Origin of the sequence: Psychrobacter sp. KCTC 72983, assembly GCF_014280455.1 — a bacterium.
In the GTDB taxonomy this organism is placed as follows: Bacteria; Pseudomonadota; Gammaproteobacteria; order Pseudomonadales; family Moraxellaceae; genus Psychrobacter; species Psychrobacter pacificensis.
Map to the genome: position 1 here is coordinate 1,351,212 of NZ_CP060390.1, position 25,200 is coordinate 1,376,411.

At 44.6% G+C, this 25,200-nt stretch carries 25 protein-coding genes; 15 read left to right on the forward strand and 10 right to left on the reverse strand.

Annotated features, from left to right (window positions below; genetic code table 11):
• The first annotated feature begins 7 nt into the window (after positions 1-7).
• Complete coding sequence (locus PSBA01_RS05765; RefSeq protein ID WP_093069694.1) at positions 8-910, forward strand: prepilin peptidase; 903 nt, start codon at positions 8-10, stop codon at positions 908-910.
• A gap of 103 nt (positions 911-1,013) precedes the next feature.
• Entirely contained in the window at positions 1,014-1,700 is a 687-nt protein-coding gene (gene coaE, locus PSBA01_RS05770) for a dephospho-CoA kinase (protein ID WP_093069692.1), read from the forward strand.
• Here coaE and rlmB read toward each other — a convergent pair.
• Together rlmB and PSBA01_RS05780 are read right to left on the reverse strand one after the other, a co-directional pair.
• Positions 1,663-2,433 carry a 23S rRNA (guanosine(2251)-2'-O)-methyltransferase RlmB gene (gene rlmB / locus PSBA01_RS05775; RefSeq protein ID WP_093069689.1) on the reverse strand — a complete coding sequence of 257 codons (771 nt, stop codon included), beginning with the start codon at positions 2,431-2,433 and terminating at the stop codon, positions 1,663-1,665. The genes coaE and rlmB overlap by 38 nt on opposite strands.
• A 246-nt stretch (positions 2,434-2,679) precedes the next feature.
• Positions 2,680-3,015 (reverse strand): pyrimidine/purine nucleoside phosphorylase, encoded by a 336-nt coding sequence (locus PSBA01_RS05780; protein WP_058023616.1) that lies wholly within the window; start codon positions 3,013-3,015, stop codon positions 2,680-2,682.
• A 719-nt stretch (positions 3,016-3,734) separates the two neighbouring features.
• On the opposite strand from PSBA01_RS05780, the gene recN reads away from it, so the two are divergent.
• The 7 genes from recN to PSBA01_RS05815 all read left to right on the forward strand — a co-directional run bounded on the left by recN (position 3,735) and on the right by PSBA01_RS05815 (position 9,111).
• Complete coding sequence (recN, locus tag PSBA01_RS05785) at positions 3,735-5,414, forward strand: DNA repair protein RecN (protein WP_093069687.1); 1,680 nt, start codon at positions 3,735-3,737, stop codon at positions 5,412-5,414.
• Between the two features lie 158 nt (positions 5,415-5,572).
• On the forward strand, positions 5,573-6,136 hold the full coding sequence (locus tag PSBA01_RS05790; protein WP_093069684.1) for a YqgE/AlgH family protein: 564 nt from the start codon (positions 5,573-5,575) through the stop codon (positions 6,134-6,136).
• A gap of 207 nt (positions 6,137-6,343) precedes the next feature.
• On the forward strand, positions 6,344-6,763 hold the full coding sequence (gene ruvX / locus PSBA01_RS05795; protein ID WP_267448887.1) for a Holliday junction resolvase RuvX: 420 nt from the start codon (positions 6,344-6,346) through the stop codon (positions 6,761-6,763).
• Between the two features lie 86 nt (positions 6,764-6,849).
• Positions 6,850-7,353: a hypothetical protein gene (locus PSBA01_RS05800; protein WP_186475310.1), complete on the forward strand. Its 504-nt coding sequence runs from the start codon at positions 6,850-6,852 to the stop codon at positions 7,351-7,353.
• A gap of 57 nt (positions 7,354-7,410) precedes the next feature.
• On the forward strand, positions 7,411-7,737 hold the full coding sequence (tusA, locus tag PSBA01_RS05805; protein ID WP_186475311.1) for a sulfurtransferase TusA: 327 nt from the start codon (positions 7,411-7,413) through the stop codon (positions 7,735-7,737).
• A 29-nt stretch (positions 7,738-7,766) separates the two neighbouring features.
• On the forward strand, positions 7,767-8,705 hold the full coding sequence (gene xerD / locus PSBA01_RS05810) for a site-specific tyrosine recombinase XerD (protein ID WP_186475312.1): 939 nt from the start codon (positions 7,767-7,769) through the stop codon (positions 8,703-8,705).
• 67 nt (positions 8,706-8,772) lie between these two features.
• The gene (locus tag PSBA01_RS05815; RefSeq protein WP_228724650.1) at positions 8,773-9,111 is read left to right on the forward strand and encodes a DUF3817 domain-containing protein; all 339 of its coding nucleotides are present in this window, start codon (positions 8,773-8,775) and stop codon (positions 9,109-9,111) included.
• Positions 9,112-9,574: 463 nt separating this feature from the next.
• On the opposite strand, the gene PSBA01_RS05820 is transcribed toward PSBA01_RS05815, so the two are convergent.
• Positions 9,575-10,072: a hypothetical protein gene (locus PSBA01_RS05820; protein WP_186475313.1), complete on the reverse strand. Its 498-nt coding sequence runs from the start codon at positions 10,070-10,072 to the stop codon at positions 9,575-9,577.
• A 763-nt stretch (positions 10,073-10,835) separates the two neighbouring features.
• On the opposite strand from PSBA01_RS05820, the gene PSBA01_RS05825 reads away from it, so the two are divergent.
• Complete coding sequence (locus tag PSBA01_RS05825; RefSeq protein ID WP_186475314.1) at positions 10,836-11,444, forward strand: class I SAM-dependent methyltransferase; 609 nt, start codon at positions 10,836-10,838, stop codon at positions 11,442-11,444.
• A gap of 90 nt (positions 11,445-11,534) precedes the next feature.
• Here the strand turns inward: PSBA01_RS05825 and lptG are convergent, their stop codons facing one another.
• Together lptG and PSBA01_RS05835 are read right to left on the reverse strand one after the other, a co-directional pair.
• Positions 11,535-12,743 carry an LPS export ABC transporter permease LptG gene (gene lptG, locus PSBA01_RS05830; protein WP_186475315.1) on the reverse strand — a complete coding sequence of 403 codons (1,209 nt, stop codon included), beginning with the start codon at positions 12,741-12,743 and terminating at the stop codon, positions 11,535-11,537.
• A complete protein-coding gene (locus PSBA01_RS05835) occupies positions 12,743-14,032 on the reverse strand; it encodes an LPS export ABC transporter permease LptF (protein WP_186475456.1) in 1,290 nt (429 codons plus the stop codon). The genes lptG and PSBA01_RS05835 overlap by 1 nt, the downstream gene beginning before the upstream one ends.
• Positions 14,033-14,538: 506 nt before the next feature.
• On the opposite strand from PSBA01_RS05835, the gene PSBA01_RS05840 reads away from it, so the two are divergent.
• The 4 genes from PSBA01_RS05840 to sstT all read left to right on the forward strand — a co-directional run bounded on the left by PSBA01_RS05840 (position 14,539) and on the right by sstT (position 19,063).
• The gene (locus tag PSBA01_RS05840) at positions 14,539-15,159 is read left to right on the forward strand and encodes a cysteine hydrolase family protein (RefSeq protein WP_228724651.1); all 621 of its coding nucleotides are present in this window, start codon (positions 14,539-14,541) and stop codon (positions 15,157-15,159) included.
• Positions 15,160-15,339: 180 nt separating this feature from the next.
• The gene (locus tag PSBA01_RS05845) at positions 15,340-16,998 is read left to right on the forward strand and encodes a leucyl aminopeptidase (RefSeq protein WP_186475316.1); all 1,659 of its coding nucleotides are present in this window, start codon (positions 15,340-15,342) and stop codon (positions 16,996-16,998) included.
• A gap of 75 nt (positions 16,999-17,073) precedes the next feature.
• Complete coding sequence (locus PSBA01_RS05850) at positions 17,074-17,541, forward strand: DNA polymerase III subunit chi (RefSeq protein WP_186475317.1); 468 nt, start codon at positions 17,074-17,076, stop codon at positions 17,539-17,541.
• A gap of 319 nt (positions 17,542-17,860) precedes the next feature.
• Positions 17,861-19,063 (forward strand): serine/threonine transporter SstT, encoded by a 1,203-nt coding sequence (gene sstT, locus PSBA01_RS05855; protein ID WP_186475318.1) that lies wholly within the window; start codon positions 17,861-17,863, stop codon positions 19,061-19,063.
• Between the two features lie 77 nt (positions 19,064-19,140).
• On the opposite strand, the gene PSBA01_RS05860 is transcribed toward sstT, so the two are convergent.
• The 4 genes from PSBA01_RS05860 to PSBA01_RS05875 all read right to left on the reverse strand — a co-directional run bounded on the left by PSBA01_RS05860 (position 19,141) and on the right by PSBA01_RS05875 (position 21,518).
• Complete coding sequence (locus PSBA01_RS05860) at positions 19,141-19,464, reverse strand: chaperone modulator CbpM (RefSeq protein WP_071002623.1); 324 nt, start codon at positions 19,462-19,464, stop codon at positions 19,141-19,143.
• A gap of 100 nt (positions 19,465-19,564) precedes the next feature.
• On the reverse strand, positions 19,565-20,581 hold the full coding sequence (locus PSBA01_RS05865) for a DnaJ C-terminal domain-containing protein (protein ID WP_186475319.1): 1,017 nt from the start codon (positions 20,579-20,581) through the stop codon (positions 19,565-19,567).
• A 331-nt stretch (positions 20,582-20,912) separates the two neighbouring features.
• Positions 20,913-21,206 (reverse strand): Bor family protein, encoded by a 294-nt coding sequence (locus PSBA01_RS05870; protein WP_071002625.1) that lies wholly within the window; start codon positions 21,204-21,206, stop codon positions 20,913-20,915.
• Positions 21,207-21,218: 12 nt separating this feature from the next.
• Positions 21,219-21,518, reverse strand: coding sequence for a Bor family protein (locus PSBA01_RS05875; protein WP_058024719.1), 300 nt, complete (start codon positions 21,516-21,518; stop codon positions 21,219-21,221).
• Between the two features lie 780 nt (positions 21,519-22,298).
• On the opposite strand from PSBA01_RS05875, the gene PSBA01_RS05880 reads away from it, so the two are divergent.
• Positions 22,299-22,661, forward strand: a complete 363-nt coding sequence (locus tag PSBA01_RS05880) for a septal ring lytic transglycosylase RlpA family protein (RefSeq protein WP_058024720.1) — start codon at positions 22,299-22,301, stop codon at positions 22,659-22,661.
• Positions 22,662-22,769: 108 nt separating this feature from the next.
• Here the strand turns inward: PSBA01_RS05880 and PSBA01_RS05885 are convergent, their stop codons facing one another.
• Complete coding sequence (locus PSBA01_RS05885) at positions 22,770-24,800, reverse strand: ATP-binding cassette domain-containing protein (RefSeq protein ID WP_186475320.1); 2,031 nt, start codon at positions 24,798-24,800, stop codon at positions 22,770-22,772.
• Positions 24,801-25,200: the final 400 nt, after the last annotated feature.

Below are 25,200 nucleotides of genomic sequence, written 5' to 3' on the forward strand. Positions count from 1 at the left end.
TGGTTTAATGCAATTCATACAGTTACTACAAGAAAATATAGCTCTAGCCTTGGTCGTATTTGGTTTGTTAGGTCTTTGTGTTGGTAGTTTTTTAAATGTTGTGATTCATCGTATCCCACTTATGATGATTTACGGTTGGCGACAAGAATGTAGCCAATTTATGATCGAACAGGCAGATATGCCACGCGAGCATACGTTACCTATAGCGAATGTCGTGGCTACTGACCAACCCATTACTTTGAGTCGACCTGCCTCACGCTGCCCCCATTGCGCTCATAAGATCAGATGGTATGAAAACATACCCTTAATCAGCTGGCTGGCACTAAAAGGGCGCTGCTCAAACTGCAAAGCTGCGATTGGTTTGCGGTATCCTGTAGTTGAGTTAGTAACCGCTTTACTATCGGTGCTCGTGATCTACAAATTCGGTGTCAATGCAACTGGATTGTCAGCGCTCGTTTTAGTGTGGACACTAGTGGCTCTAACCGGTATTGATTTTGATACGCAGCTACTACCCGATCGCCTGACTTTTCCACTAGCAGGTCTAGGATTGGCCGTCAACTCACAAGGCTGGTTTGTCTCACCAACGCAGTCGATATGGGGTTTACTCTTCGGATTTTTATCACTCTGGATCGTCGTTAAAGTATTCTACTTAATCACTAAGAAACATGGGATGGGACAAGGTGATTTTAAATTACTAGCAGTATTAGGTGCTTGGCTCGGGCCCATGATGTTGCCATTAATTATTTTATTATCATCCTTGCTTGGGTCGATCGTCGGAATAATCTTGATGAAAAAACAAGGTGAGAGCAGGCCTTTTGCCTTTGGTCCTTACATTGCTGTCGCAGGCATTGTTGCTTTATTATACGGCTCAGATATCGTCAGCTGGTATCTTGGTATGTATACTTACTGAGTCTTGATAGTAAAATTTTCCCCTAATCTACAGTCACGATTATTGATAAGCAATTTCTTCATTAGTCACTGCTTTTACTACCTCTGTCAAATAAGCCATCATTATGTCAAATAAAGCCGCACAATCTTATTCGCGTCAACCACAGAATCTACAGACAAAAAACAAGACGCTCGTCGTTGGTTTAACAGGCGGGATCGGTAGTGGCAAATCCGCTGCTAGTGCTTGGTTTTCTGAGCAAGGGATCGATATTATCGATGCCGATGTGATCGCTCATGAGATCGTTACTAAAGGCAGCGATACTCTGCGCAAAATCCAAAAAAGATTCGGTGATTGGGTATTAAATGATGACGGATCAATGAATAGAGCGGCCGTACGCACGCATGTATTTGCAAACCCTGAAGCGCTTATTGAGCTTGAGGCGATCACGCATCCAGCGATACGTGAGACAGCCAAAGCACAGTTAGAGTCTAGTACCTCAGCTTATGTGGTATTGTCCGCACCCCTACTCATTGAGGGAGCAGAAGCAGGTCTTGCCAATTTATGCCAACGTATCCTTGTAATGGATGCCACCGAAGACACGCAGCTTGCGCGTGCCAGTCAGCGTGATGATCAAAGTATTCAAAAAATCAAAGCCATTATGACCAACCAGCTCAGTCGTGAAGAGCGCAATCGTCATGCAGACGATATCATACTTAACGAGAGCGACCTTGCCTCTCTATACTTACAGCTAGAACCCCTACACCAAGAGTACCTTACGCTTGCCCAGCAGCTAAAGTTCGCTGGCGATTAACCTCATACAGTGCCATACCAGTAGCGACGCTTACGTTTAAGCTTTGTAGGTTGCCATGCTCGTTTCCTGACATCGGAATATAAACCAGCTCATCGCAGCTCTCCATTGTCAGGCGGCGCATCCCCTCTCCTTCTGACCCCATAATGATGGCTGTTTTGCCAGTCAGATCAGCGGCATGGATAGGCTTCGCATCGGCATTGAGCGCCGTACCAAACACAAATACTCCTGCGTTTTTGATGTGCGAAAGTGTACGTGCCAAATTGGTGACACTAATAATCGGCATCATCTCTGCGGCCCCAACAGATACTTTAGCGACTGTGGGCGTCAGGCTTGCTGCATGGTGTTTTGGACATACGACCGCATCCACACCCATTGCTACGGCTGTGCGCAAGCAAGCGCCAAAGTTATGTGCGTCTGTGATTTGATCTAGCACTAACAATAAGCACTGTTCGCGACCAATAATGGTATCAAGCAGACCTTCATCAGCAAAACCTAGCGGACGAGCATTGAGTACCACGCCTTGATGCTGCGGGCTACCACATAGCTGTGTCAGCTTATCTTTTTGGGTCGGCTGGATACTGATACCATTAGCTTCCGCCTCAGCCATAATGGCTTGTACATGGCTGTCACTCTCGCGTCCCTGTTGCACAAACAAGCTAAGACCATCCAAAGGGCGGTGTTTAAGTAACGCATCAATGGCATGAATGCCGTAAAAGTAAATGGGTTTTGCCATAACAGGCCTATTAAGTATTAGGTGGATATCGCGCTAAGCGATGGAATAAGAAGAATGTCATTGGCATTGAGCACTGCAACTCGTTGGCAATGAGGGAGCGATTAAGTCAGCACTAAAAACAGAAATAAACAATACCAATCTGATATTGTTTATTGTTTGGTCATTAATATTTGATGGCGTTAGCTGTTCACTGATGATACTAGCTTAATTGCAGCCAATATTAACTTAATCGCATTGTTGATAATATCAACCTTCTAAATGGCAGACATACTGGACGATTTCTTCGGTACGTAGATTGAAACCGCTATTGCCTTCGACAACAAACGATTGACCAGCACGGTAGTAGCTAAACTCGTCATCACCATTAATTTTCACTTCACACTCGCCGCCGGTGATTTCGATACGCTCGGATGTATTGGTGCTAAAGTGATAATGCTCAACCAAGTTATCACAAGGTAAGATCACACCCAAGGTTTTGTGACGACCGTCTTCAAACATAATGGTATGGCTGGAACAGCGACCATCATAAGATACTGTCGCTTGGGCATTAACTGTTACGTTAGTAAATTGCGCCGCTGTCATAGTGGCTTCCTTATCAAATAATTATGGTAAAACTAAAAAATAAGTAACTGGTTACCGCTAGAGCCGCGTCATCAACACACCTCTCTGCACTGAGTGCGGTATCCTTCTCTACTAGATATCTGCGTGCTAAGAGTAGCCACAGGTTCTATGAAAACGCTTTGGAATAATGACTGATTGGCATACTCTTCTCACTATACGCCTGTAATTTTACAAAATCATGACTCGTTATCATGCACCGTATGTCATCAATATAACAAGAAGAGTTTATCATTATGTGAGATTATGCTACCACATTATCTCTATAAAGTTTGTTAAAGCGACTAGGAAAATACTATTTGATGCTGGGCTCAAATGGGCTTATTTATCTGCTTTTATGCCATTAACACATCATTATACTGAGTCTATTTTTATGAATTTTGTCCGAAATCGCGCTTAGTATATAGACATAATTTTGCTATAATCAACCCTCTTAATGATTGATATTACAGCGATTACTCATTGCCAGTTTTTGATAATTTTGTGGTAATCTTCCAATCACAAATTCGATTATACACTCCCTTAATGTTTGTATTTGAGCACATTTAGCACCATACTGTTTGCCTACAATATTTATCTATTTAGTGTCGTTAAATAGATAAATTCATTGCTTTATTTATCTTATTTTATAGATGGCTTCTTAAGATTTATATGAAGTTCATTGTCTGTCATGAGAGGCGTTGATGCTAGTATCATTAACTTTACATCAGTTTGCGTTGATCGCTCAGCATGAGCTGAGTGTCGCTGAAGGCTTCAATGTCATCACTGGTGAAACAGGGGCTGGCAAATCGTTATTGCTGGATGCACTATCCTTGTGTGTAGGTGCACGCGCAGACATCGCGATGGTCAGACATGGCGCAGACAACGCAGACATTTATGCTCAGTTTGATGTACACAACAACAGCGTCATTGCCGAATGGTTTGCCAAGAATGATCGGGCGCTAGACGAGCCTGAAGTACTTATTCGGCGGCAGCTGAGCAATACTGGTCGCTCAAAAGCATGGTTGAATGGTTCGCCTGCCAGTTTGGCTGAGCTAAAAAGCTTGGGCGCATTACTGGTCAATATTCATAGCCAACATGCTCAGCAAGCCTTACTCAAGCCGCAGTTTGTGGTGAATTGGCTCGATGAGATGGCACAAATAACGCCACTCACGCGTCAGACAGCCAGTAGCTATCAGCAGTATCAGCAGCTAAAGCGTCGCGCTGATGATATTGCAAGTCGCGAGGCTCAGCGTCAAGACCGTATTCAACTTTTACAAAGCCAACTGGCAGACATCACCCCTCTATTGGCTGTGGACTATGCAGAAGTTGAATCTGAGCACGAGGAGCTGTCTAATATTGAAGCCTTAATGCAAGAGGCCAGCCATGGCTTGCATCTGCTCGACAACGATACCGATGAGCCAGATGTAATGACCTTGCTCGGGCAAGTAATCAAACTTTGCGATCATCAAGTTGGTGTCAGCCAAACCTTTGAGCAAGCCTCTGAGCAGCTGCATTTGGCGCAGCAACAAATCACCGAGGTGACGGCGCTACTGTCAGATTATGCCGAGCAGCAACTACCTGACCCTGAACGCTTACAAGCATTAGACAATCTCATCAGTTTAAGTCATCGCTTATCACGTAAGTACAACTTGCCAGCGAGCGATTTGATTGATGAAGCAAAAGCTTGGCAAAAGCAATTAGAGCAGTTAGAAAACGAGCCGAGCAGTGATGCGATGGCCGCGCAAATTGAGCAAGCTTGGCAGGATTATCTAGCACTGGCCACACAGCTAAATCAAGAGCGTACAAAAGCGGCACCAACCATTAGTAAACAGCTTATAGAACAACTACAACCGCTTGCCTTACCCAATGCGCGCTGCGAGTTCGTTTTTACCAAAAAGACAGAGCCTAGCCAGTACAATGCACATGGCTGCTACGATATTGATTTATTGTTCAGTGCCAATGTCGGTATGCCCATGCAGCCACTGCATAAAATCGCCTCAGGTGGTGAGCTGTCACGAATGGCGCTGGTCATGCAAGTCTTGCAAGCAACCAACGCTGATAACAAAGCTGCCAAACCCATGCTCGTATTCGATGAAGTCGATGTCGGTATCAGCGGCGGTACGGCGCAGGTGGTCGGCGAGCTACTACGCGCGCTTGGGCAAACGCAGCAATTGCTCGCGATCACTCACCAAGCACAAGTCGCGGCGCAAGCGCACCAACATATCTTGGTACAAAAGCACCATCAAGAACAGACCGAAAGTGAGCTGATAATACTGACAGACAGCGCGCAGGTAGATGAGCTGGCGCGTATGTCTGGTGGCGTTACGATCACCGATGTGACTCGTGATCATGCTCGTAGCTTGCTGTCTGATGTCAAATGACACATTAATTGTCGTTAAATCATCCAGCACGATTCATCAAAAAAAGTACTTGTTAAATCTTTGTGGCTATCAATAGCAATTGGCGCGAATCTTGCTTTTCTATTGGTTATCACCATATAGTGGTCTTTCACCCTTATTATTCGGTTGCGTTTGTTTCTATGTCTAAAACCAATTTGACTCACCACTTCTTAATTGCGGCGCCAGAGCTGTCAGACCCAAGGTTTGAGCAGGCGCTCATCTATATCTGCCGCCATGATAAGCATGGTGCGCTAGGTCTGATGGTCAATCGCCCATTAGAGCAAGCACGAGTGGGCAAGCTTCTAGAAGATTTAGATATTGAAGTGACCAATCCGCAAGTGATGGAAGATGTGGCTTTAGAAGGTGGCCCTATGTATCCTGAGGTCGGCTTTGTGCTGCATACAGGTCAGCCTGAATGGGCGTCCTCTTTTGCGATTTCAGAGAATGTCTGCATCACCACCAGCCAAGATATTCTAAAGCGTATCGCGGCAGGTCAAGGCGTCGGTCACTATCAACTGTGCTTGGGTCATGCCAGCTGGGGCAAAAAACAGTTAGACCAAGAACTGGGTAATGGTGATTGGCTCGTCTGCCCTGCCGATCTGACTTTATTGTTTGATACGCCGTTCGAAGAGCGCTGGCAAATCGCCGCTGACAAAATCGGCGTCAACTTTGACTATCTTAGCAGTGACATCGGACATGCTTAATAGCACATGCTCTATGAATACAGATAAAAAAGGATAGCCTTTAATATGGTAGATAGTACTTTTGCAGTAGATAGCACAGAAGCTACAGATCATGATCTTGATATAAATGGTATTGACAGTAATGAGTCTAATATCAACGGTCTTGGCGACTCTGAGCCAGAAATAAAGCCGCATCTTATTTTGGCGCTAGATTATGGCGTCAAAAAAATGGGCATGGCGCTCGGTAATAGCTTGACCCAAACCGCACGCGCTTTTGATATCTTGGCGATGAATAATGGTCAGCCAGACTGGGACAACCTCATCGGTATTATAAAAGTCTGGGGCGTGGCACAGGTCGTGGTCGGCCTGCCACTTAATATGGATGGTAGCAGTTCCATGCTCTCAAAACGCGCACATAAATTTGCGCGGCGTCTGGCTCATAGAATTATGGAGCAGCATCTGCCAGTGACCGTATCATTATGTGATGAGCGTTTAACCTCTATCGAAGCAAGAGAAATCGCATGGGACAACGGCTGGATCAAGCATGAACGTGATCCGATTGATGATATCTCTGCTTGTATCCTGATGTCGACCTACTTTGCGGATCCAAATAGTAGTATCGCTATTGATGCGGTCAAAGCAGACTAATTAGGCAAGATAGGTAGAAGACACTGTTATTTCTGTCGCACCATTTTGCTACATCGTACCTATTCACAGATAAATGACTGATTACTATGACCACTGCCCTAGACCAAGACTTGCATACTAAGTCGCAACATGGTTTTGCTCCGCTTGCTATTGCTCGTATTAGAGGCGCGCAGCGTGCAAACCAAATAGCGATCTATCTCATTTATGCGGCCATTTTGGCCTTTATAGTATTTGGTACCATTGCTAGCATTAAGATGTTCCATGACAATCAGCTACTGTATCAACTGTTTTATAACCTGCCCTATGCCTTGGTTGCGCTTACGATTCCCATCACGCTTTATGATGCCTTTGTGGTTTATCGTTATCGCTTAAACCAACCCTCGATGATTTCCATGAGTATTGGCGTATCGACCATCATATTGATCGGTGGCTTATTATTTGCTGATACAGCATGGTTAGGACTGTCCTGTTGGTTGGGTGTGGCATTTTTATTCAAAGTCAGTTTTAAGCGCTTTTTTAACTTCTTAGACGTGGCAAATACTGACAAAGAGACAGCAGCCGTAGACGATCTAGACAGTACACCTCAGTAAGCGATTAAACAAACGATCCATTCTTTAACCTACCTACTTAGCTTTACGATAATGACTATGACTACTTCTATACCAGATACGAACATCGACCATCACCTAGATACGCAAGGGCTGATCTGTCCTGAGCCTGTGATGATGCTGCACCGAGTCATCCGAAAAGCAGATAGCGGTGAGGTGATTGAGATACTGGCCACTGACCCTGCTACCACTCGCGACATTCCAAATTTCTGTCGTCATCTGGGGCATGAGCTGATGACTCAAGAAACATTGGCAGAAAATATCAGCCTAGATACTGACCCTGATGAAATCACTGTTGATGGCGATGATGATGACCCCAAAAGCGCCACGCTCTATCGCTATGTGGTGAAGAAAAAAAGTGGTTAATTTATATCTGACTTATACTTGAGCACCCTATGAGCCGTGACCGCGCCGTACAACAGCGTCAGCCCAAAGCGCTGGCAGTCGATGATGAACCGTCTTATATGACTGAGTTTCGTCAAGCCATGCTAGCACGTGGTTTGGCGACGCGTACCCGTAATGCTTATGTGCGCGACTTGCGTTCTTGTGAGTTGACCAACCCACTCGCCCTGACCCGCTGGCAGCCTGATGATGTGCTGCACTGCCTTTCGCTGCTTGCCCAAGATGGTAAAACCCCACGCACCCAAGCGCGTATGCTCTCAAGTCTGCGTCAGTTCTATTTATGGATGATAGCGAGCAATCTGCGCGAAGACAATCCCTGCGAGCGTATCAAAAGCCCAAAGCTTGGACGTCCGTTACCAAAGGATTTGGCCGAGGCTGATGTCGATAATCTCCTTGCCGCACCTGATACCAGTACGGCGCTTGGACTGCGTGACAAAGCGATGCTAGAAGTGCTCTATGCCTGCGGTTTGCGCGTCAGTGAGCTGATTAATCTGTCACTTGAACAAGTGAACCTAAACGCAGGCTGGCTACAAATCACAGGTAAAGGCAATAAAACCCGACTGGTGCCACTCGGTGAATACGCCAGCGATGCGCTAGAAGACTATCTGTCTCATGGGCGCGGCGATCTGATTGCCCATCTAAAATCTGGTAACTGCCAAGCGGTGTTTTTGACCGCACAAGGTGGTTATATGACGCGGCAGAATTTTTGGTATTTGCTTAAGAAATACGCTCAAATTGCCAGTATTGATAAGGAACTATCACCGCATACCCTGCGTCATGCCTTTGCTACCCATTTGCTCAATCATGGCGCGGACTTACGTAGTGTACAGCTGTTATTAGGGCACAGTGACTTGTCTACCACACAAATTTATACCCATGTAGCGACGGCAAGATTGCAGCAGTTACATGCAGCGCATCATCCGCGTGGGTAACTTTTGGGTAGCTTGGTGAGCAGAATTGTCATTAAATATTGATTCATAATCGTCAGAGGAATACACCGTGTCGTACGCCGAGCCATCTTCCAAGCCCACTCTCACCAAAGCGCAAGCATTTGCGTTAAAAAAATTGACCATTATGGGTTATTTGGAAGGCACGTCTTTTCTGCTGCTACTGGGTATCGCCATGCCACTCAAATATATGCTGAATATGCCTGAAATGGTGGGCTACGTCGGGCCTGTGCATGGGGTGTTGTTCATCGCCTATATTGTGGTGCTCTTTATCACGGCACATAAAATCAAAATGCCGCTGTGGGCGCTCCCTGCTGGTTTGCTTGGTTCATTTTTGCCCTTTGGGCCGTTTGTGTTTGATCATGTGTTAAAGAAGCGGCTGGGGAACTAAGATTAAAGTTTTTTGTATGCTGGCAACGCTTAGGAATGTAATATAAAGAGTTATCTTGGAAGATAAAAAAATGGCAACAGCTCTAAAGCCATTGCCATTTTATAAAATTAAACTCTAGCAGTTAAAAATCGAAAGACAACTGCTGATTTGGATAACTACGACAATGTTCACAAACGCGTTCCCAGCGTTTGAATCTATACCGCCAGTACCAACGTACATGAACGGCTTTAGGGTAGGAACATTCTTTAGCCATATAGGCCTCCTGACTTCTTATAATTAATGTAATATCAATTTACAAGTAGCCACAGAGGCATAGACAATGCCTAACATTTAATATAAAGTATGTGTGTACACTTCAAAAGTACAAAATACCTTTAAATTATGATAGTCATCAACCTCTGAGACTACTCATTTTTTTTGGTTTTTAATTTCTAAGCTCAGCAATTGCCGTTGCTGAGCTTTTTTAATCCTCCATATTTTGTTCCTCCTCTTCGCTCACTGGTTGTAAAGAATAAACGCCTTTCTTACTAGGAAGAGAATATATTAAATTTTTACTAATCATTCTATATAGCTTTGCACCAAGCTTTTGACGCTCAAGTATCTCACCAGTTTTATGGTAAACTCGAATCATTATTTTATCGATACTTGCAATACCACCCAGATCTTCAACAACTTCCATTAATAGGAAGTCTTGTTTATCTGATTCGGAGATATTAAGTTCTGCAATTAGCTCAGGAGGTAAACCAATAAGGTCATTAGGAGTGATATATATAGAGTTTGAGGAGGGTTTTTCTCTACAGTTATTTTCGATAAACTGCTTTAAAGATAGAAAGTCCTTGGACCTATTACGGTAGGCATCAGCTCTTACTTGATCACCTTGCTGTTCAAAATGACCACTACGTGCAACTTGATAAGTTGCTTGTTCATTGACAAAATCTAGTACTTTGGGTAAACTATCCATTACTACCTCATGTAGTATGCGTAAAAAAATGGTACAGCCTGAGCTGTTTAATAATCCATTACTCTATTTGAAAAACTGCTCCTGAACGCTCTCTTTAGTCGGATAGCTCGCTCAGGGGCTTTTTCTTGTCTCTATAACTTAGATTCTATTGCATACTTTAATGCAAGTCAAGGTGGTTAATTGAGATTTTGAAGTATAAAGCAATGAGTAACGCGATTTTTAAACAAGGCCAAGAGCTGAAAACTAAGTAAAACAACTAATTTACTATATTTTTCAATATGTTACGCAGAAAAAATCAATTTTGTCATATATATTTGATATTCAGTTAACTATATTTTAACGAATATAGCTTGCTCAAAAATTTAAAATTAACATATTGACGTCTTAGAAATGCTGTTTATCATTCTTTAACAGCTGTCTTCCCCATTTAAATCTCGCAATAATACAATAGTCGCCTTACGGTGCGGTTTAGCCCTGGCTGGAGCAGTTATCCTGTCATGACTGCTAGATTGCAAAGGCTTGGTAGGTCAGGATGTCGCGGTAGCAGCAACCTGACCTGTCTATAGCCGTGCCCTAGCAGATATGGCAGATAATAGCGGACGGCAGGATCAGCTCCTATCACAATTTTTGCAATAACGACGTCCCACAATACAACAGATAGCTGCAAACCTACCCTTTTCTCGTTACAATATCCATCATACGATGCGCACTGTCCTAATTGGACAACGCACCTCCTTTTCCCTATCTATTATCTGAGAATCCCATGAGCCATAGACCACCTGCTGACCTCCTCAAAAACGCCCAACATTGGCGCGAAGACATCCATTTTCAGCAAGACGTGCTGGGTAAGCCGTTTGATTTTGCAACCACGTGGGGTATTTTTTCACCACAAAAGCTCGATGATGGTAGCCTGATGCTGCTTGATTATGTGGATTTCCAAGAAGATGATGATTCAATCGACTTGGGCTGTGGCTATGGTGTGCTTGGTATGACCGCCGCGCGTGAATGTCCGAATGGTCAGCATACTTTGATTGATAAAGACTTTATGGCGGTAGAATATGCGCGCCGTAACTGCGAAAAAAATGGTCTAAAAAATGTCGATGTGCATTTATCCAATGGCTTTAATCATGTGGCAGCGGACAAAGACTTTAGCCTTGTGATGTCGAACTTGCCTGCCAAAGTCGGTAAAGAGCAGCATTATCTGTATTTCCTCGATGCTTATGCCCGCATGCGTCAAGGTGGGCGTTTTTATGTGGTGACGATCAATGGTTTGCGTCAGTTTATGAAGCGCTCGTTTACCGAAGTGTTCGGTAATAGCGAAAAGATCAAACAAGGTAAAACCTATACGATTACCATGGCGACCAAAGATTAGTCTTCGGCATCCAACCATAAAAGATCGTCATAAAAAAGCACGCTAAAATAGATCTAGCGTGCTTTTTGTCTTGTATGACCAACTGTCTTTCTACATCTGCCGCTTGATTAAGTAGCCACCAAGCGCGGCACTGCCTATTATCGGTAACAACACCATGAGCATGGGCGAGAATCCTGTGGCGAGCGATATAAACCCAACCAAATCCTGAATATAGCTAAAGAGCAAGCCAAACAGCAAAGCCACCACGATGCGCAAGCCCAAACTGTGCGTCCGTAGCGAGCCAAAGACGAATGAGCAAGCAACAATGACCAGTGACAATATTGATAAAGGTGAGAGCAGCTTTTGCCAAAACGCCACTTCATGATCCAAGGAGCGCTTGCCCTGCCCTCGCATAAACTGACGATGCTCGTATAGTTGCGTCAAAGACAAATCCTCTGCCTTGCGCGTCAGTAGATACACCGACTCTGGAGCGAATGGTAAGCTGAGCGTATCTGATGGTGAAACGGCTTGGCTACTCTCAAAGCCCTGATTAATGCTAAGCTCGACCATATCGTTCAGCTGCCATTCGTAGCGATACTGCTCGCTTGGCTTGTCACTGGTCACATCGATAGGCTCACGCCCCGTATATTTTCCGCCATTAGCATGTACAGCGGTTTGCAGATTACCGTTGTTATCTAAATGCCAACGTTTTACCTCGCCGATATTACCGGCAACATCGGCATAATCGATATATAAAATATCACTGCCATCAGGTGTGGCGCTGCCATCTTGTGCATTTTCAAAGCGTGGCTGCACCGTCCAATAGCCGCGCACCGAAGTGACTAGCGATGTGTTGTCCTCATCGTTTATTTGCTTTGCCAATTGATTGGAATGCGGTAGCACGAACTGATTAATCGCCAATGCCAGTAGTACAAAAATGAAGGCAGGTTGTAACACCCAGCCGACGATACGATAGATGCTGACCCCAGCCGCACGCATGACGACCAGCTCACTTTTATTAGCAAGTAAGCCCAATCCTATGACGGCACCGAGTAGCGCACCCGTTGGGATGAATTGCTCTAAGAAATAGGGTGATCGATAAAAGATATATTTAAGTGCCTGCCCCATCGTATAACGGTCATCTAACGAATCGAGCTCTGATAAGTAAGAAAAGACCAGCTGTAACGCCCATAAACCGACGACGGCCGCGATAATAGCAAGTAAGGCGTTGAGTTTGACATAACGGCTGAGGACTTTTAAATTGGCAGGTTTTTTGGCCAACTGATCAGTCCCTGCAGACTTAGCAAATAAAGAGCGCATTAAGACTGCCCTCCTTGTGAGCTATTGTGTTGATTGTCCAGACTGCTGATAGGCGCGGCGACGGTTAATCTGTTTTCTTGTTTACGAAAGCGCAGACGATGTTGCACACGGCTGCCCCAATTCAAATAAAGCGCTAGTGCCATAAAGCCTAATACCAGCCATGCATATGCCCATACGCTAATACTGCCTTTGCTCACTGCGTTCTTAAGCGAGATGATGCCTAGCGCACAGCTGACAAATAATAAGATAGAAGGAAATAGACGCAGCCAACGCCCTTGACGTGGACGCACTTGCGCAAGCGGTACAGCCAGCATCGGTGCGATAATCATCAGCCACGGCAGTGCCAGACGGTAGCCAAGCTCACCTTGAGCAGCACGCAGCGCGTTATTTGTACTGGTTTGTGCATCACCCGTTGCCGCTTGCCATAGAGGTCCAATTGCTTGGGTTTCAATATTGTCTTCAGTAATGACGTCTTGCGAGGATTCAGTAAGCGTGATGCGATAACGGTCAAAGGCGACTTGATTGTATTTCAAGCTGCCTGCACCCACCTCATAGCGACGACCTTGAAATAGATCCAACTGGGTCACACCACTATTGCCAGTATTGACCTGTTCAGCACGCTTGGCGAGCGTGATGGTGTCTTTACTGATGTTTTTTGCATCTCTATTTATAATATCTTTTGGCATATCAGAGATGCCCATTTGATCCGCGGTTTCTTGATCAATGGTATTATTCATATCAGCGCTTTTGCCAGCATTACCTTTTGGCGTCGGTTCAGATTGGATCAATATCACATCTTGTAGTTTTTTCTTATCATCGCTGAGACTACCCACGTATAGATGGTAGTTACCGCTACTGATAAACTCATTTGGGCGAATCAAGTCAAACGCACTGGTCAATGCTTGCTGCTGCCACACCGCCTCGGATGAGCGTACGCCCCATGGTTTGCCTACAATAGATAGCGCCGCCTCACCGACAAACAACGCTAATATCAATGGTGTCATCAGGCGCGCCAGCCTACCGCGAGACACGCCGCTGGCATTAATAACCGCCATTTCTTGATCGACATATAAACGACCAAACACCAGCATCAACGCGATAAAAAAGGCTAGCGGTAATATCAATTCTAGAAAATACGGCAGGTTGTACCCGATGATCGTAAACAGCAGGCTAATATCCAAACGGCCTTCAGCAGCAATGCCAAAATAACGTATCAAACGACCGCCAAGCATCATTACTACCAAAAACCCCAGCACCAAAGCAGTGGTCGAGGCAACTTGTCGAGTCATATAGCGGCGTAATATCACAATGGGTACTCTTAAACAGTTGGTATGCGCATGATGGATTGGGGGATCTATCGTCATATTTGAGCACAATAACAATGCATCATAGGCATCATAGGCATCATAGGCATCATATACGTTCAAATAATACTGACAATTACTGAGTGACTGATTAGTCCTACTCAACAAACACAAGCGACAAATATAACCGCTAATCGTAGCATGTTTTGCCTAAAAATGGCTGTGAAATGTGTTTGCAAACATTACGTACACCTTACTGATAGCACATTACTATTGGTAGACGATAAACATATCAAATATCGGATAAATCGTTAATGAAATCTTATATGGAATTGGTTTAACAGGGTTTTCTCCAATACGTTTTTTATTTATTTAGTTTGGAAAGGTTTGTTTGTCATTCGTATCATCGAACCTCTATCTCTGTTATTAATTGCTAAACTGACTGACGGATAAAAATATTTTTATGTCATCTAATGTAATGGAGAATACCAATGACTAATACCATATCTACGCCCGCAACCCTACTTGAACTTGCTGGTGGTCAGTTCAATACGCTTGATTGGTCAAACTGCGCCCTCGTTCTCATTGATTATCAAAACGAATACGTCGATGGCGCGATGCCACTGGGGCAAGCGGGCGCTAAGGCCATCGACAACGCACGACTATTGCTGGATAAAGCCCGCAAGCAAGATGTCCCCATCTTTCACATCACCCATCACGGTGCAGAAGAAAATGGCAATGTCTTTGATCCCTTATCATCTAACGTCGAGATAGTCGAGCAACTACAGCCGCATGATGGCGAGACGGTGATTGTCAAAAACCATCCCAATGCGTTTTATGATACGCAGCTACAATCACTACTCTCGTCTGCAAACAAACAACAAATTATTTTTGCAGGTTTCATGAGCCACATGTGCGTAAGTTCCAGTGTGAGAGCTGCTTTTGATCTGGGTTTTGACAATTTTGTCTGTCACGACGCCTGTGCCACTCGCGATCTCCCAAGTGCTACTAGAAAAACCATCAGTGCTGAGGTCATGCATGACACCGCGATGGCAGCGCTACAAGACAGGTTTAGTGCGTTAGTAACGACTGATGAGTTGGTGAAAGGTTAGCGTGAATCCCTAACCACTGATCAAGTAAAACGGTTCCGACATTTTACCTAAACGGTGCAAACTGCGCACCATCATCGCAATATGCTACACTATCGTGATTGCTCTACAAGCCAAATAATCCAATAATCTAACAGGCACCAGCAATTGCATCATTTTCATAACTCTAATAAGGATAACTATATGAATATCAAATTATCTCAGCACCTGCCAAAGACGCATACGCAAAAAATCCTCAAAAAAGAAGCCATAAGTAAAGACGACGCTTGTCTGGTGGTCTTGGTCGATGATAAGAAAAACATCCTTGCCGACTCCATGTTGACTGACTATACCGCTCGTATTGAGCAATTGATTGAAGTCTCTCACTTCAAGGGAACCGCCTGTGAGACCGTTGCTGATTATGCATTGGCAGGGGATAAAAAAACCACCAAACAAAACCCTGTACAGCTATTGTTGGTTGGTGTTGGCAACACGGACAAATTCAACAATACCGTACTGCAAAAAATTGCCAAGACCATCTATAGCAGCACGCAAAAGCGAGTATCGTCTATTACCGTTGCCTTGGGTGATGCGTTAGAAGAGAGCCATTTTGGTCAATTTGCCCTAAACCTATTGGCAGCCAGCTATCGCTTTGACAAATATAAGTCTGAGCAGGCGACCCCTGTATTGACTGATATTTATCTGTTAGCTGATAACTCACTACAGCCTGCACTCGCATTTGCTGAGGCAGTATTCGCCGGTCAAAGCCTCACTCGTGACGTCGCCAATGAGCCAGGTAATATCTGCTTCCCTGCATATATGGCAGAGCAAGCACAAGAACTTGCAAAAACCTATCCTGACCTATTGACTGTCAAGGTACTCGGTGAAGACGAGATGTCAGCGCTGGGTATGAACTGTTTCTTATCAGTGGCTCAAGGCTCTACCAAAGAAGGTCAGCTTGTCATCATGGAGTACCGCGGTAAATCCTCATTTAGTGCAAACGCTGGCACCACCGAGCAAACGATTAGCAACGCAAAAGTGACTGGTCTAAAAAAAGCGCTCACTGATAAACTACCAACCAAAAAATCCGCTAAGAAAGCCGACAAAGCTAGCGACAATAATGCACAAGCTACAAATGATGATGCGCCTATCGTCTTGGTCGGTAAAGGCGTGACCTTTGATTCAGGCGGTATCTCAATCAAGCCAGGCGCGGCAATGGATGAGATGAAGTTTGACATGGGTGGTTCAGCCTCAGTACTTGGTACCATCAAAGCTTTATGTGAAGCACGTCTACCAATCAACGTGGTCGGTGCGCTCGCCTGTGCTGAGAATATGCCATCAGGTGATGCCACGCGCCCAGGCGATATTGTCAAAGCCATGAATGGTAAATCTGTTGAAATTCTGAACACCGATGCCGAAGGTCGCTTGGTATTGGCTGATACTTTATGCTATGTACAGCGCTATAATCCAAAAGCCATCATCGATGTCGCCACATTGACTGGCGCTTGCGTGGTTGCATTAGGCCATGTGCGTTCGGCAGTCTTTAGTAACGATGAAGATGTATTGTTTGATCTCGAGAATGCGAGCAACTTATCAGGTGATCTTATCTGGCACATGCCACTAGACGACGAGTATCAAGCACTGATTGACTCGCCAATTGCTGATATCCAAAACATCGGTGGTAAAGGTGCGGGCGCAGTGACTGCTGCTTGCTTCTTGTCTCGCTTCATTGAAGAAGGTCAGGCATGGGCGCATTTAGACATTGCTGGTACCGCATGGAACTCAGGCAAAGATAAAGCCGCGACTGGTCGTCCAGTACCGCTATTTATGCAGTACCTGAAAAACAGCGCGGATATGGCTTAATCGATCAATGGCAGTGCATTAATGACCGTCTATTGATAAATGCTATTTTATAAAATACTTTATGAAAACCATTCTATGAAGATCAGTTTTTATCTATTAAGTGAAAGTAAAGCCCAAGATTTCTTGGGCTTTATTTGTCAGCTGACTCAGACAGCGCTGAACAAAAGCACGCAGTCTTTGTTGATTTTGATCGAAGATGAAACGTTGCTAGCAGAGCTAGATAGAGCACTTTGGGCACAAGATGCCACCAGCTTTATCCCGCATCACTGCTTGTCGGATATTCATTCTAAAGCCGCTGACTCTGACGCCGACAAATCGTTAGCGCCCGTATTGCTCGGCAGTTATATGCCAGCAGACTTTAATGGTATCGTGCTCAATACAACGACACGTCCGGTGACTGGCTTTATGGCTACGACCAATAATGCCAAGCCCTCTCGCGTCCTTGAGCTGATCCGACCTGATGCTACCAGTACCCAAGAAGGTCGCCACAAATATAAAGCCTATCAGCAATTAGGCTATGAGTTGACCCACTTTAAGGTATAGTGCGACCATTTATTTCTCTCTTTACTTTGTCACTAACCTCTTCACTGTCTTACTAAAGAGCACACTCCCTATCTTAGGCATCACTGGGTATGTCGCTATTTCTAATGTCCGACTGACCAAGCATTTGCGCTAATGAATATTCGTCCATACTTGCTCCACATTTGAGCACACTCGTTATATTTTACCTGTTACCTTTCACTTTATACGTCGCCTCCACTGCTATGAGTGGTATGCGAATATGCCAAAAAATGCTACCATCCCTCGATAAATTTTTGCTCAAACAATTCATTTACTTTTGACAAACGTCGAGGATGTACAAATGCGTTCATTGATTGCGATGTATCAGCGTATCGGGCTGGTGCCGCTCATTATTATTGGTTTGGTATTAGGGGTGCTGATCGGTTGGCTAGCACCAAGTATCGGTATCGCCATAGGGATACTTGGTACATTGTTTGTTGGTGCACTAAAAGCCGTAGCGCCTATACTGGTGTTCATTTTGGTCATGGCGGCGATTAGCCAACATCGCAGTGGCAATGAAGTCTATGTCAAGCCTGTGCTGATCATGTATATGTTTGGCACTTTTTTGGCTGCCTTAACCGCCGTTGGTGCCAGCTTTTTGTTCCCCACTGATCTGGTATTGGTCAACGCCGATATCGCGCAAGTTCCCCCCGCCGACCTAAAAGAAGTATTGACCAACCTATTGATGAATTTGGTTGCCAACCCGGTCAATGCCATTGCAGAAGCCAATTATATCGGTATCTTGGCATGGGCCATCATCATTGGTTTTGCGCTACGCCAAGCCAGCGACACGGCACGCAATGTCGTTGGTGACTTTGCCGATGCCATCTCGCAAGTGGTCAAGTGGATTATTGCCCTAGCGCCTTTTGGTATTTTGGGTCTGGTTGCCAGTACGGTCGCTGAGACAGGCTTTGCCTCGCTAGCAGGCTATGCCCGTATTTTGATGGTACTGATCAGCTGTATGCTGTTTATCGCTTTGGTCGCAAACCCTATTATCGTGCTTGTTAAGACGGGCAAAAACCCTTATCCACTTGTGTTCAGATGTCTACGCGAATCAGGAATTACAGCCTTCTTTACGCGCAGTTCAGCCGCCAACATTCCCGTGAATATGAACCTAGCGCGTAAGCTTGGATTGCACGAAGATACTTACTCAGTGACCATCCCGCTAGGAGCAACTATCAACATGGCGGGTGCGGCGATTACCATCAACGTGTTAACCCTTGCTGCCGCTCACACCTTGGGCATTGAGGTGTCTTTTGCTTCAGCGCTTCTATTGAGTTTGGTGGCGACGATTAGTGCTTGCGGTGCTTCTGGTGTTGCTGGTGGTTCGTTGCTACTCATTCCATTAGCAGCGAGCTTATTTAGCATACCGAACGACATTGCTATGCAAGTGGTTGCCATTGGTTTTATCATCGGTGTGATTCAGGATTCGGCAGAGACCGCACTGAACTCTTCAACGGACGTGCTATTTACCGCAGCAGCTGATCCTACTTATTCACGTTAATTTTTAGCAAAGCATTTTCTGTCGATAAAAAAAGGCCTAATAAAGGCCTTTTTTTATGCGGTATTTTTAGGTCTTAACTACTTTATACTGTCGATCTCAACCTCTATGATAGGCGTTTGGCGCTCAGACTGACGTTTGAATTGACGCAGCTGCTCAACCTCATCTAACAGCTCAAGTATCAAGCCAATGGCAGGCACGCTGGCATCAAAATCACGGCTGAGTCGTGAGGCACGGCGCACGGTTGTCAGCTGATAGCCAGTGAATTGCTCACGTTCTGGCACATCGTATTCAATAATACTTTCTTCAATCAATTCGATGACCCATTGGCGCTCTTGGCCACAAGCAGAGACAAGCTCATCTAAGCTCATAATGATATCGGTAAATTCAGGCGAGTGTTTCATAGCTATTATCCTCGTTTTCTCTTTATTTCATCCTTGGTGCATTCATCTTGATGACTCACTATTGACTATCATGATGAATGTCGACCATCAAGCGCATGGATTAACGGTTGATAGTGGTGTCGGCAAAGGCTTGCTTGAGCTGCTCATAAGCCTGTCTTGCCGCATCGCTACTGACATCAGGGTTAATAATATTTAAGGTCAAGTATAAATCGCCCGCTTGCTTGGCAGGGATACCTTTGCCCTTTAGACGCAGATTGCTACCTGATTTACTGTTTTTGGGTATGGTCACACCAAGCTTGCCAGCTGGCGTGCTGACATTAATTTTTTCACCCAATGCGGCTTCCCATGGTGCGATATTGACAGTCTGGTAAACGTCTGCACCTTCGATACGGATATTGTCATCATGGCGGATTTTTACTTTTAAGAACAAATCACCATTTTTGCCGTTGCTACTGCCAGCAGCACCTTGCCCACTCAAGCGAATTTGCTTGCCATCAGTAATGCCTTTTGGAATTTTAATTTTGAGCGTTTTGTTGTCGTAGCTCACCTCGCCATTAGGCTGACGCACAGGAACGTTTAACTTGATGCTATAGTCGTCCCCTTGATAGACCGAAGACAGATCGACTGTAATCTCGGCATGCTGGTCCTGACCTTTACTATCTTGCGTCCCAAAACCGCCACCGAAAGGGTCAAACCCTTGGCTTTGAGAGCGACCACCGGCTGAACCACGCGCCCCGCGACCAAACGCTGAAAAAATATCATCGAAACGAAAGCCGCCATCGCCAAATGCTTCGCCATCGCCGAACTGGCCTTTGATATCCTCCCAGCGAAAGCCGCCTTGCGACGTTCCCGCCTGACCGCCAAAACCACCAAACCCGCCTGCACCACCTTGTCCAGCGAACGGGTTGTTCAACATCGCATCGTATTCGGCACGCTTGTCTTTATCTCTAATGGTTTCATAAGCGTTATTAATCTCAGCAATCTTACTATCCGCGTCTGGATCATCACTGACATCAGGATGGAATTGACGCACAAGCTTACGGTATTTTTTTTTGATCTCGGCGTCTGTGGCGTCTTTTTTGACCCCTAAAATGTCATAGTAATTTTTCTCTGCCATATTATTTTCCTCAACATAAAAACATATCAGTCATACCGAAATGCCAACTGTAGAATGGATCATATCGATCAATATTAGTGTTCGGTATAGTCATTTTTTATAGTCCATACTTTATGATAGCAATAATCAAAATAAACACCGTTATAAAAATATTACCAGTAATCTTACCAATTCATTGCAGTATCTCTGTCATCACTGATGACCAATACTCACCACAAAAAAAAGAGCAAACAGTGACTGTTTGCTCTTTTTTTAACGGCTCTAAGATACAACGCTCAACATCGATCAATTAATGGTCAAAATAAATGATGTGAGGTATTGATAGCGTCTCTTATCGGCAGAACACTTTAGCCGTACGAGGGGTATAAATGCCAAAAGTGACCAAACCTAGTGCGATGTCTTTGGCTTCTTGTACTGTTTGAACTTTGGCAACATTTTGTGCGCCGCCGCATACTTCAGCAGCGTTTACAGTCTGTTCTTGCCCAATACCACCAATAAAGAAGGTCTGTGACTTAGTATATTCTGGAGTGGTATTTTGAGTTGGTTGAATAAGACCTGTTTGGGTTGCACAACCTGATACCAATAATACTGAACCCATCACTGCCATTGTTAGTAGTTTTTTCATATTCATTATTCCTTACTTGCAGTAAACACGGACTTGGCGTGGGGTATAGATACCTGAAGATATAAAACCTAGCGCAATATTGATAAAGTTGCTTTGCGTTTGGATACTAGCCACATTCTCTTTGCCTTGGCAAACTTCGGCCGCATCAATGTCTTGCTCTTGACCCAAACCGCTGACAAAGAAAGTCTGCATTTTATCAGCATCAGCCTTCGTAGCGGCTGTCGGTGCAGTCGATGAAGACACAAGATAGTTTTGCGTCGCACATCCTGATGTCAAAACAGCGAGCAATGCCACAGCAACAACTTTTTTCATACGTGACTCCATTAGTTAATATTTGTTGGGTCGAAAACTCTAATCTTAAAGTCTCTTTTATGCAACTGTTTTGTAAGGAAACTTATAGAAATATATCTCTATAGTAAATATTGCTCTAGATGACTTCCTAGAATGCTTTATATCACTGACTTTTATTGATGTAACGAAAATTGAAAAATATAATATAAAGACAAAAATAAAGCCGCTTAATGATTACTAAAAGTGATGAGACCGTCTTTTTTACTCAATGATTGTTGTTTATATTTACTGAAATATTCCAACCTCTGTTTTTTAACAGCCATGAACCACCATGTTTTTCTTAACGACTCGCTATACGATATGACCAGTTTTCTCAAACAGCCCAAAGCAATCAATAATTTTGGTTTTTTTACAGTTTAGTAATAAAATAGAAAGTTTTTATTACAATAAAACAGACTGTTTTCGGTAGGCTTTTCGCGGTCAAAACTTACTATATCGATAGTATTCGTATTTATATATCACTTATTTGCATTTTGTTATTTACTTTCTGGTCTCTTGTTGACTTCTTAATAAGAACCATTCTCTATAAGTCTATCTTCAGTACTCTTCTCTCCATTATTTTTAGTCAAAAATGATATTTTTCCCTTAAAAAACAAGCATTTGACCTCATGAGTTTTTTACACGGCTGTAATAGTTTGACAATCTATATCTTGTAAAATCCCCTCCTTATTCATACTCATAGGGGTATGACAACATAGGCAAGCATCGCTGTCTATTTCATAAATTGCTTATAGGTCATGAATGTCATATTTAATTAAGTCTTTGGTTGTCACGTTATCACTATTACTGAGTACCACAGTTTTTGCGGCCAATACCAGTTATTACGGCAGCAAGTTTCATGGTAAACGCACTGCAAGTGGTAGTATCTTTAACATGAACTCACTAACCGCTGCCCATCGCACGTTACCGTTTGGCACAAAAGTTCAAGTGACCAACCAAAAAACAAAAAAAAGTGTCGTGGTCAAAATCACAGACCGAGGCCCCTATATTCGAGGCCGTATTCTTGATTTATCGAAAGCTGCTGCTAGTCAAATCGATTGCCAGCTTTGTACGACCACAATGAAAGTACTGTCCTACGGTGATGGTAAATACCGTAAAGAATAATGTTACAAAAAACGATGTAAAAAAAGGGAGGGCTGATGCCCTCCCTTTTTTATGTTTGATTACTTACGACGAAAATCGCTTAACAGCCAAATCTCATATAACTTGCTACTAAAATTCCGCTTCCATTTCTTCTAGCGTCGTCATCGATAGCAGCAATTTTTCTTCGTTATCGCTGTGCTGCTGCTGTAGCGCGGTTTGCTCATTCAATAAGACCAGTAAGTCCGCCTTACGGCTTTCTTCGTACAACTCGGTATCAGCCAGCTTTTCCTCAAGCGTTGCAAGCTGCCCTTCAATCTTGGCAAGTGCTTTTTCAGCCTCTTCAATCTCGCGGCGGATAGGTGCAGTGCGCTTACGCTGTTCAGCGGCTAATTTGCGTTGTTCTTCTTTACTAAGCGCTGGGGTCGCAGTGTTACTTTTTGATGAATTATCAGGTGCTGTATTGCTCACTTGATTGGTCACTTGGCTATTGCCTGTTTCACGTGAAACGAATTTTTTGCTCTCTTTTTTACTTTTCTTATTACTGCTACTTTTGTCTTGTGAATTTTCTTGCTTACGCTTTTCTGCCAGCCATTTGCCGTAGTCGCTGATATCACCATCGAACGCATCGATTTGCCCGTCATGCACCAAATATAGCTCATCACAGACATTGGCAATCAGCTCACGATCATGCGAAACCAGCACCACCGCTCCCTTAAAGCCTTGTAAGGCTAGGGTCAGCGCCTGACGCATTTGTAAGTCCAAATGGTTGGTCGGCTCATCGAGGACCAACACGTTTGGACGCTGCCAGACAATCAAAGCCAGCGTCAGACGAGCGCGCTCGCCACCAGAGAACAGCTCACTTGGCGTATCGATACGATCACCACGAAAATCAAAACTACCGAGGAACGAACGCAAATCGGCGTCTGATGTCTTACCAGCTAGGCGGCGCATCATCTGTAGCGGGGTGGCCGCCGCATCTAAAGCGTCCATTTGATGCTGGTTAAAGTAGCCAAGCTTGAGCGTGTCGGACACGCGGTAAGTACCTGACAAAATTTTCAGCTCGCCGACCAAGGCTTTAATCAAGGTCGACTTACCGGCGCCATTCATACCCAGTAACCCAAGACGCGTATCAGGCGTGACCTGCACATTGGCGTTACGAAGCAAAGGCGTATCGCTATAGCCAATATCAGCGTGTGTCATCTCAATCAGCGGCGAGCTCATATTGGCTGGCTCATAAAAGCGAAAAGAGAATGGGTTGTCCGCTATCATCGGCGACAGCTCTGCCATACGCTCAAGCTGCTTGATACGGCTTTGTGCCTGTTTCGCTTTACTGGCTTTGGCACGGAAACGACGAATAAAGTCGTCCAAGTGGGCGCGGGTCGCTTGCTGTTTTTCAAACGCTTGCTGCTGCTGCGCCATACGCTCGTGACGGGTACGAATAAACTGCTGATAATTACCGGTATAAAGAGTGATTTTTTGTTGTTCGACGTGCAAGATATGACCGACGGTAGCATCCAAAAACGCTTGGTCGTGCGAGATGACGATGACCAGTCCGGTATAAGCATTGATCCAAGTCTCAAGCCAGAGAATGGCGTCTAAGTCTAAATGGTTGGTCGGCTCATCGAGCAGCATCAAATCAGCGCGGCTCATCAAGGTTTTGGCGAGGTTTAAGCGCATGCGCCAGCCACCCGAAAACCCTGAGACAGGCAGCTCGTGCTGACTGGTGTTAAACCCAAGGCCTGCCATGATTTGTGCCGCTTTGGTCGGTGTACGGTAGCCATCGATTTCATCGAACTGCTGATGCAACACCCCAATTTGCTCATCGCTGACAGCGCTTAAATCACTGAGCGCGGCATTAATCTCGTACCACTGCTCATCACCGCTCAACACGTAATCAATCGCCGTCTGATCACTGGCTCCGACCTCCTGCGCCATGTGCGCCACCTGCCAACTATCAGGGATACTCACTTCGCCTTTGTCCAGCGTGACTTCAGTGTCCCCCGTACCCATTTGCGTAAGCAGTAGCGCAAACAAGGTAGATTTGCCGGTGCCATTATTGCCCGTTAGGCCGACTTTATGACCCGGATGGAGCTGAAAGCTTGCCCCTGCAAACAACTCTCGACCATCACGGCGTACGCTTACGTCTTTAAATTCGATCATATACTCTCTTCATCTCAACAATAATATAAAACTCAAGGCAATAAAAAACACACGTCTGGCATGTTTACTGGCGGCTATTATTTCAAACGCTTGCCGCATAGGCAAACAATTAAATAACTATTTCAAAACGAAGTGTTTTAAAATTAAGTATTTATGCCAATGACCCTAGATTATATAATCCTTGTCAGCCTATCGATACGAATGACTATAATAAGACCTTTGGCAGCCATATACTCTCGCACACATAATGAGTATAGTCGAACCACTATTAAAGTGTTACAGCGTTAGACTCGTTTAGCCTACTACTGTAGTACTTGCACTCGTCTGCCTTGTACCACTTTTAATATTGATTGACTATATAACCTTGATAGCTATAAAAGTTTTGATTCATCAGTTTTGG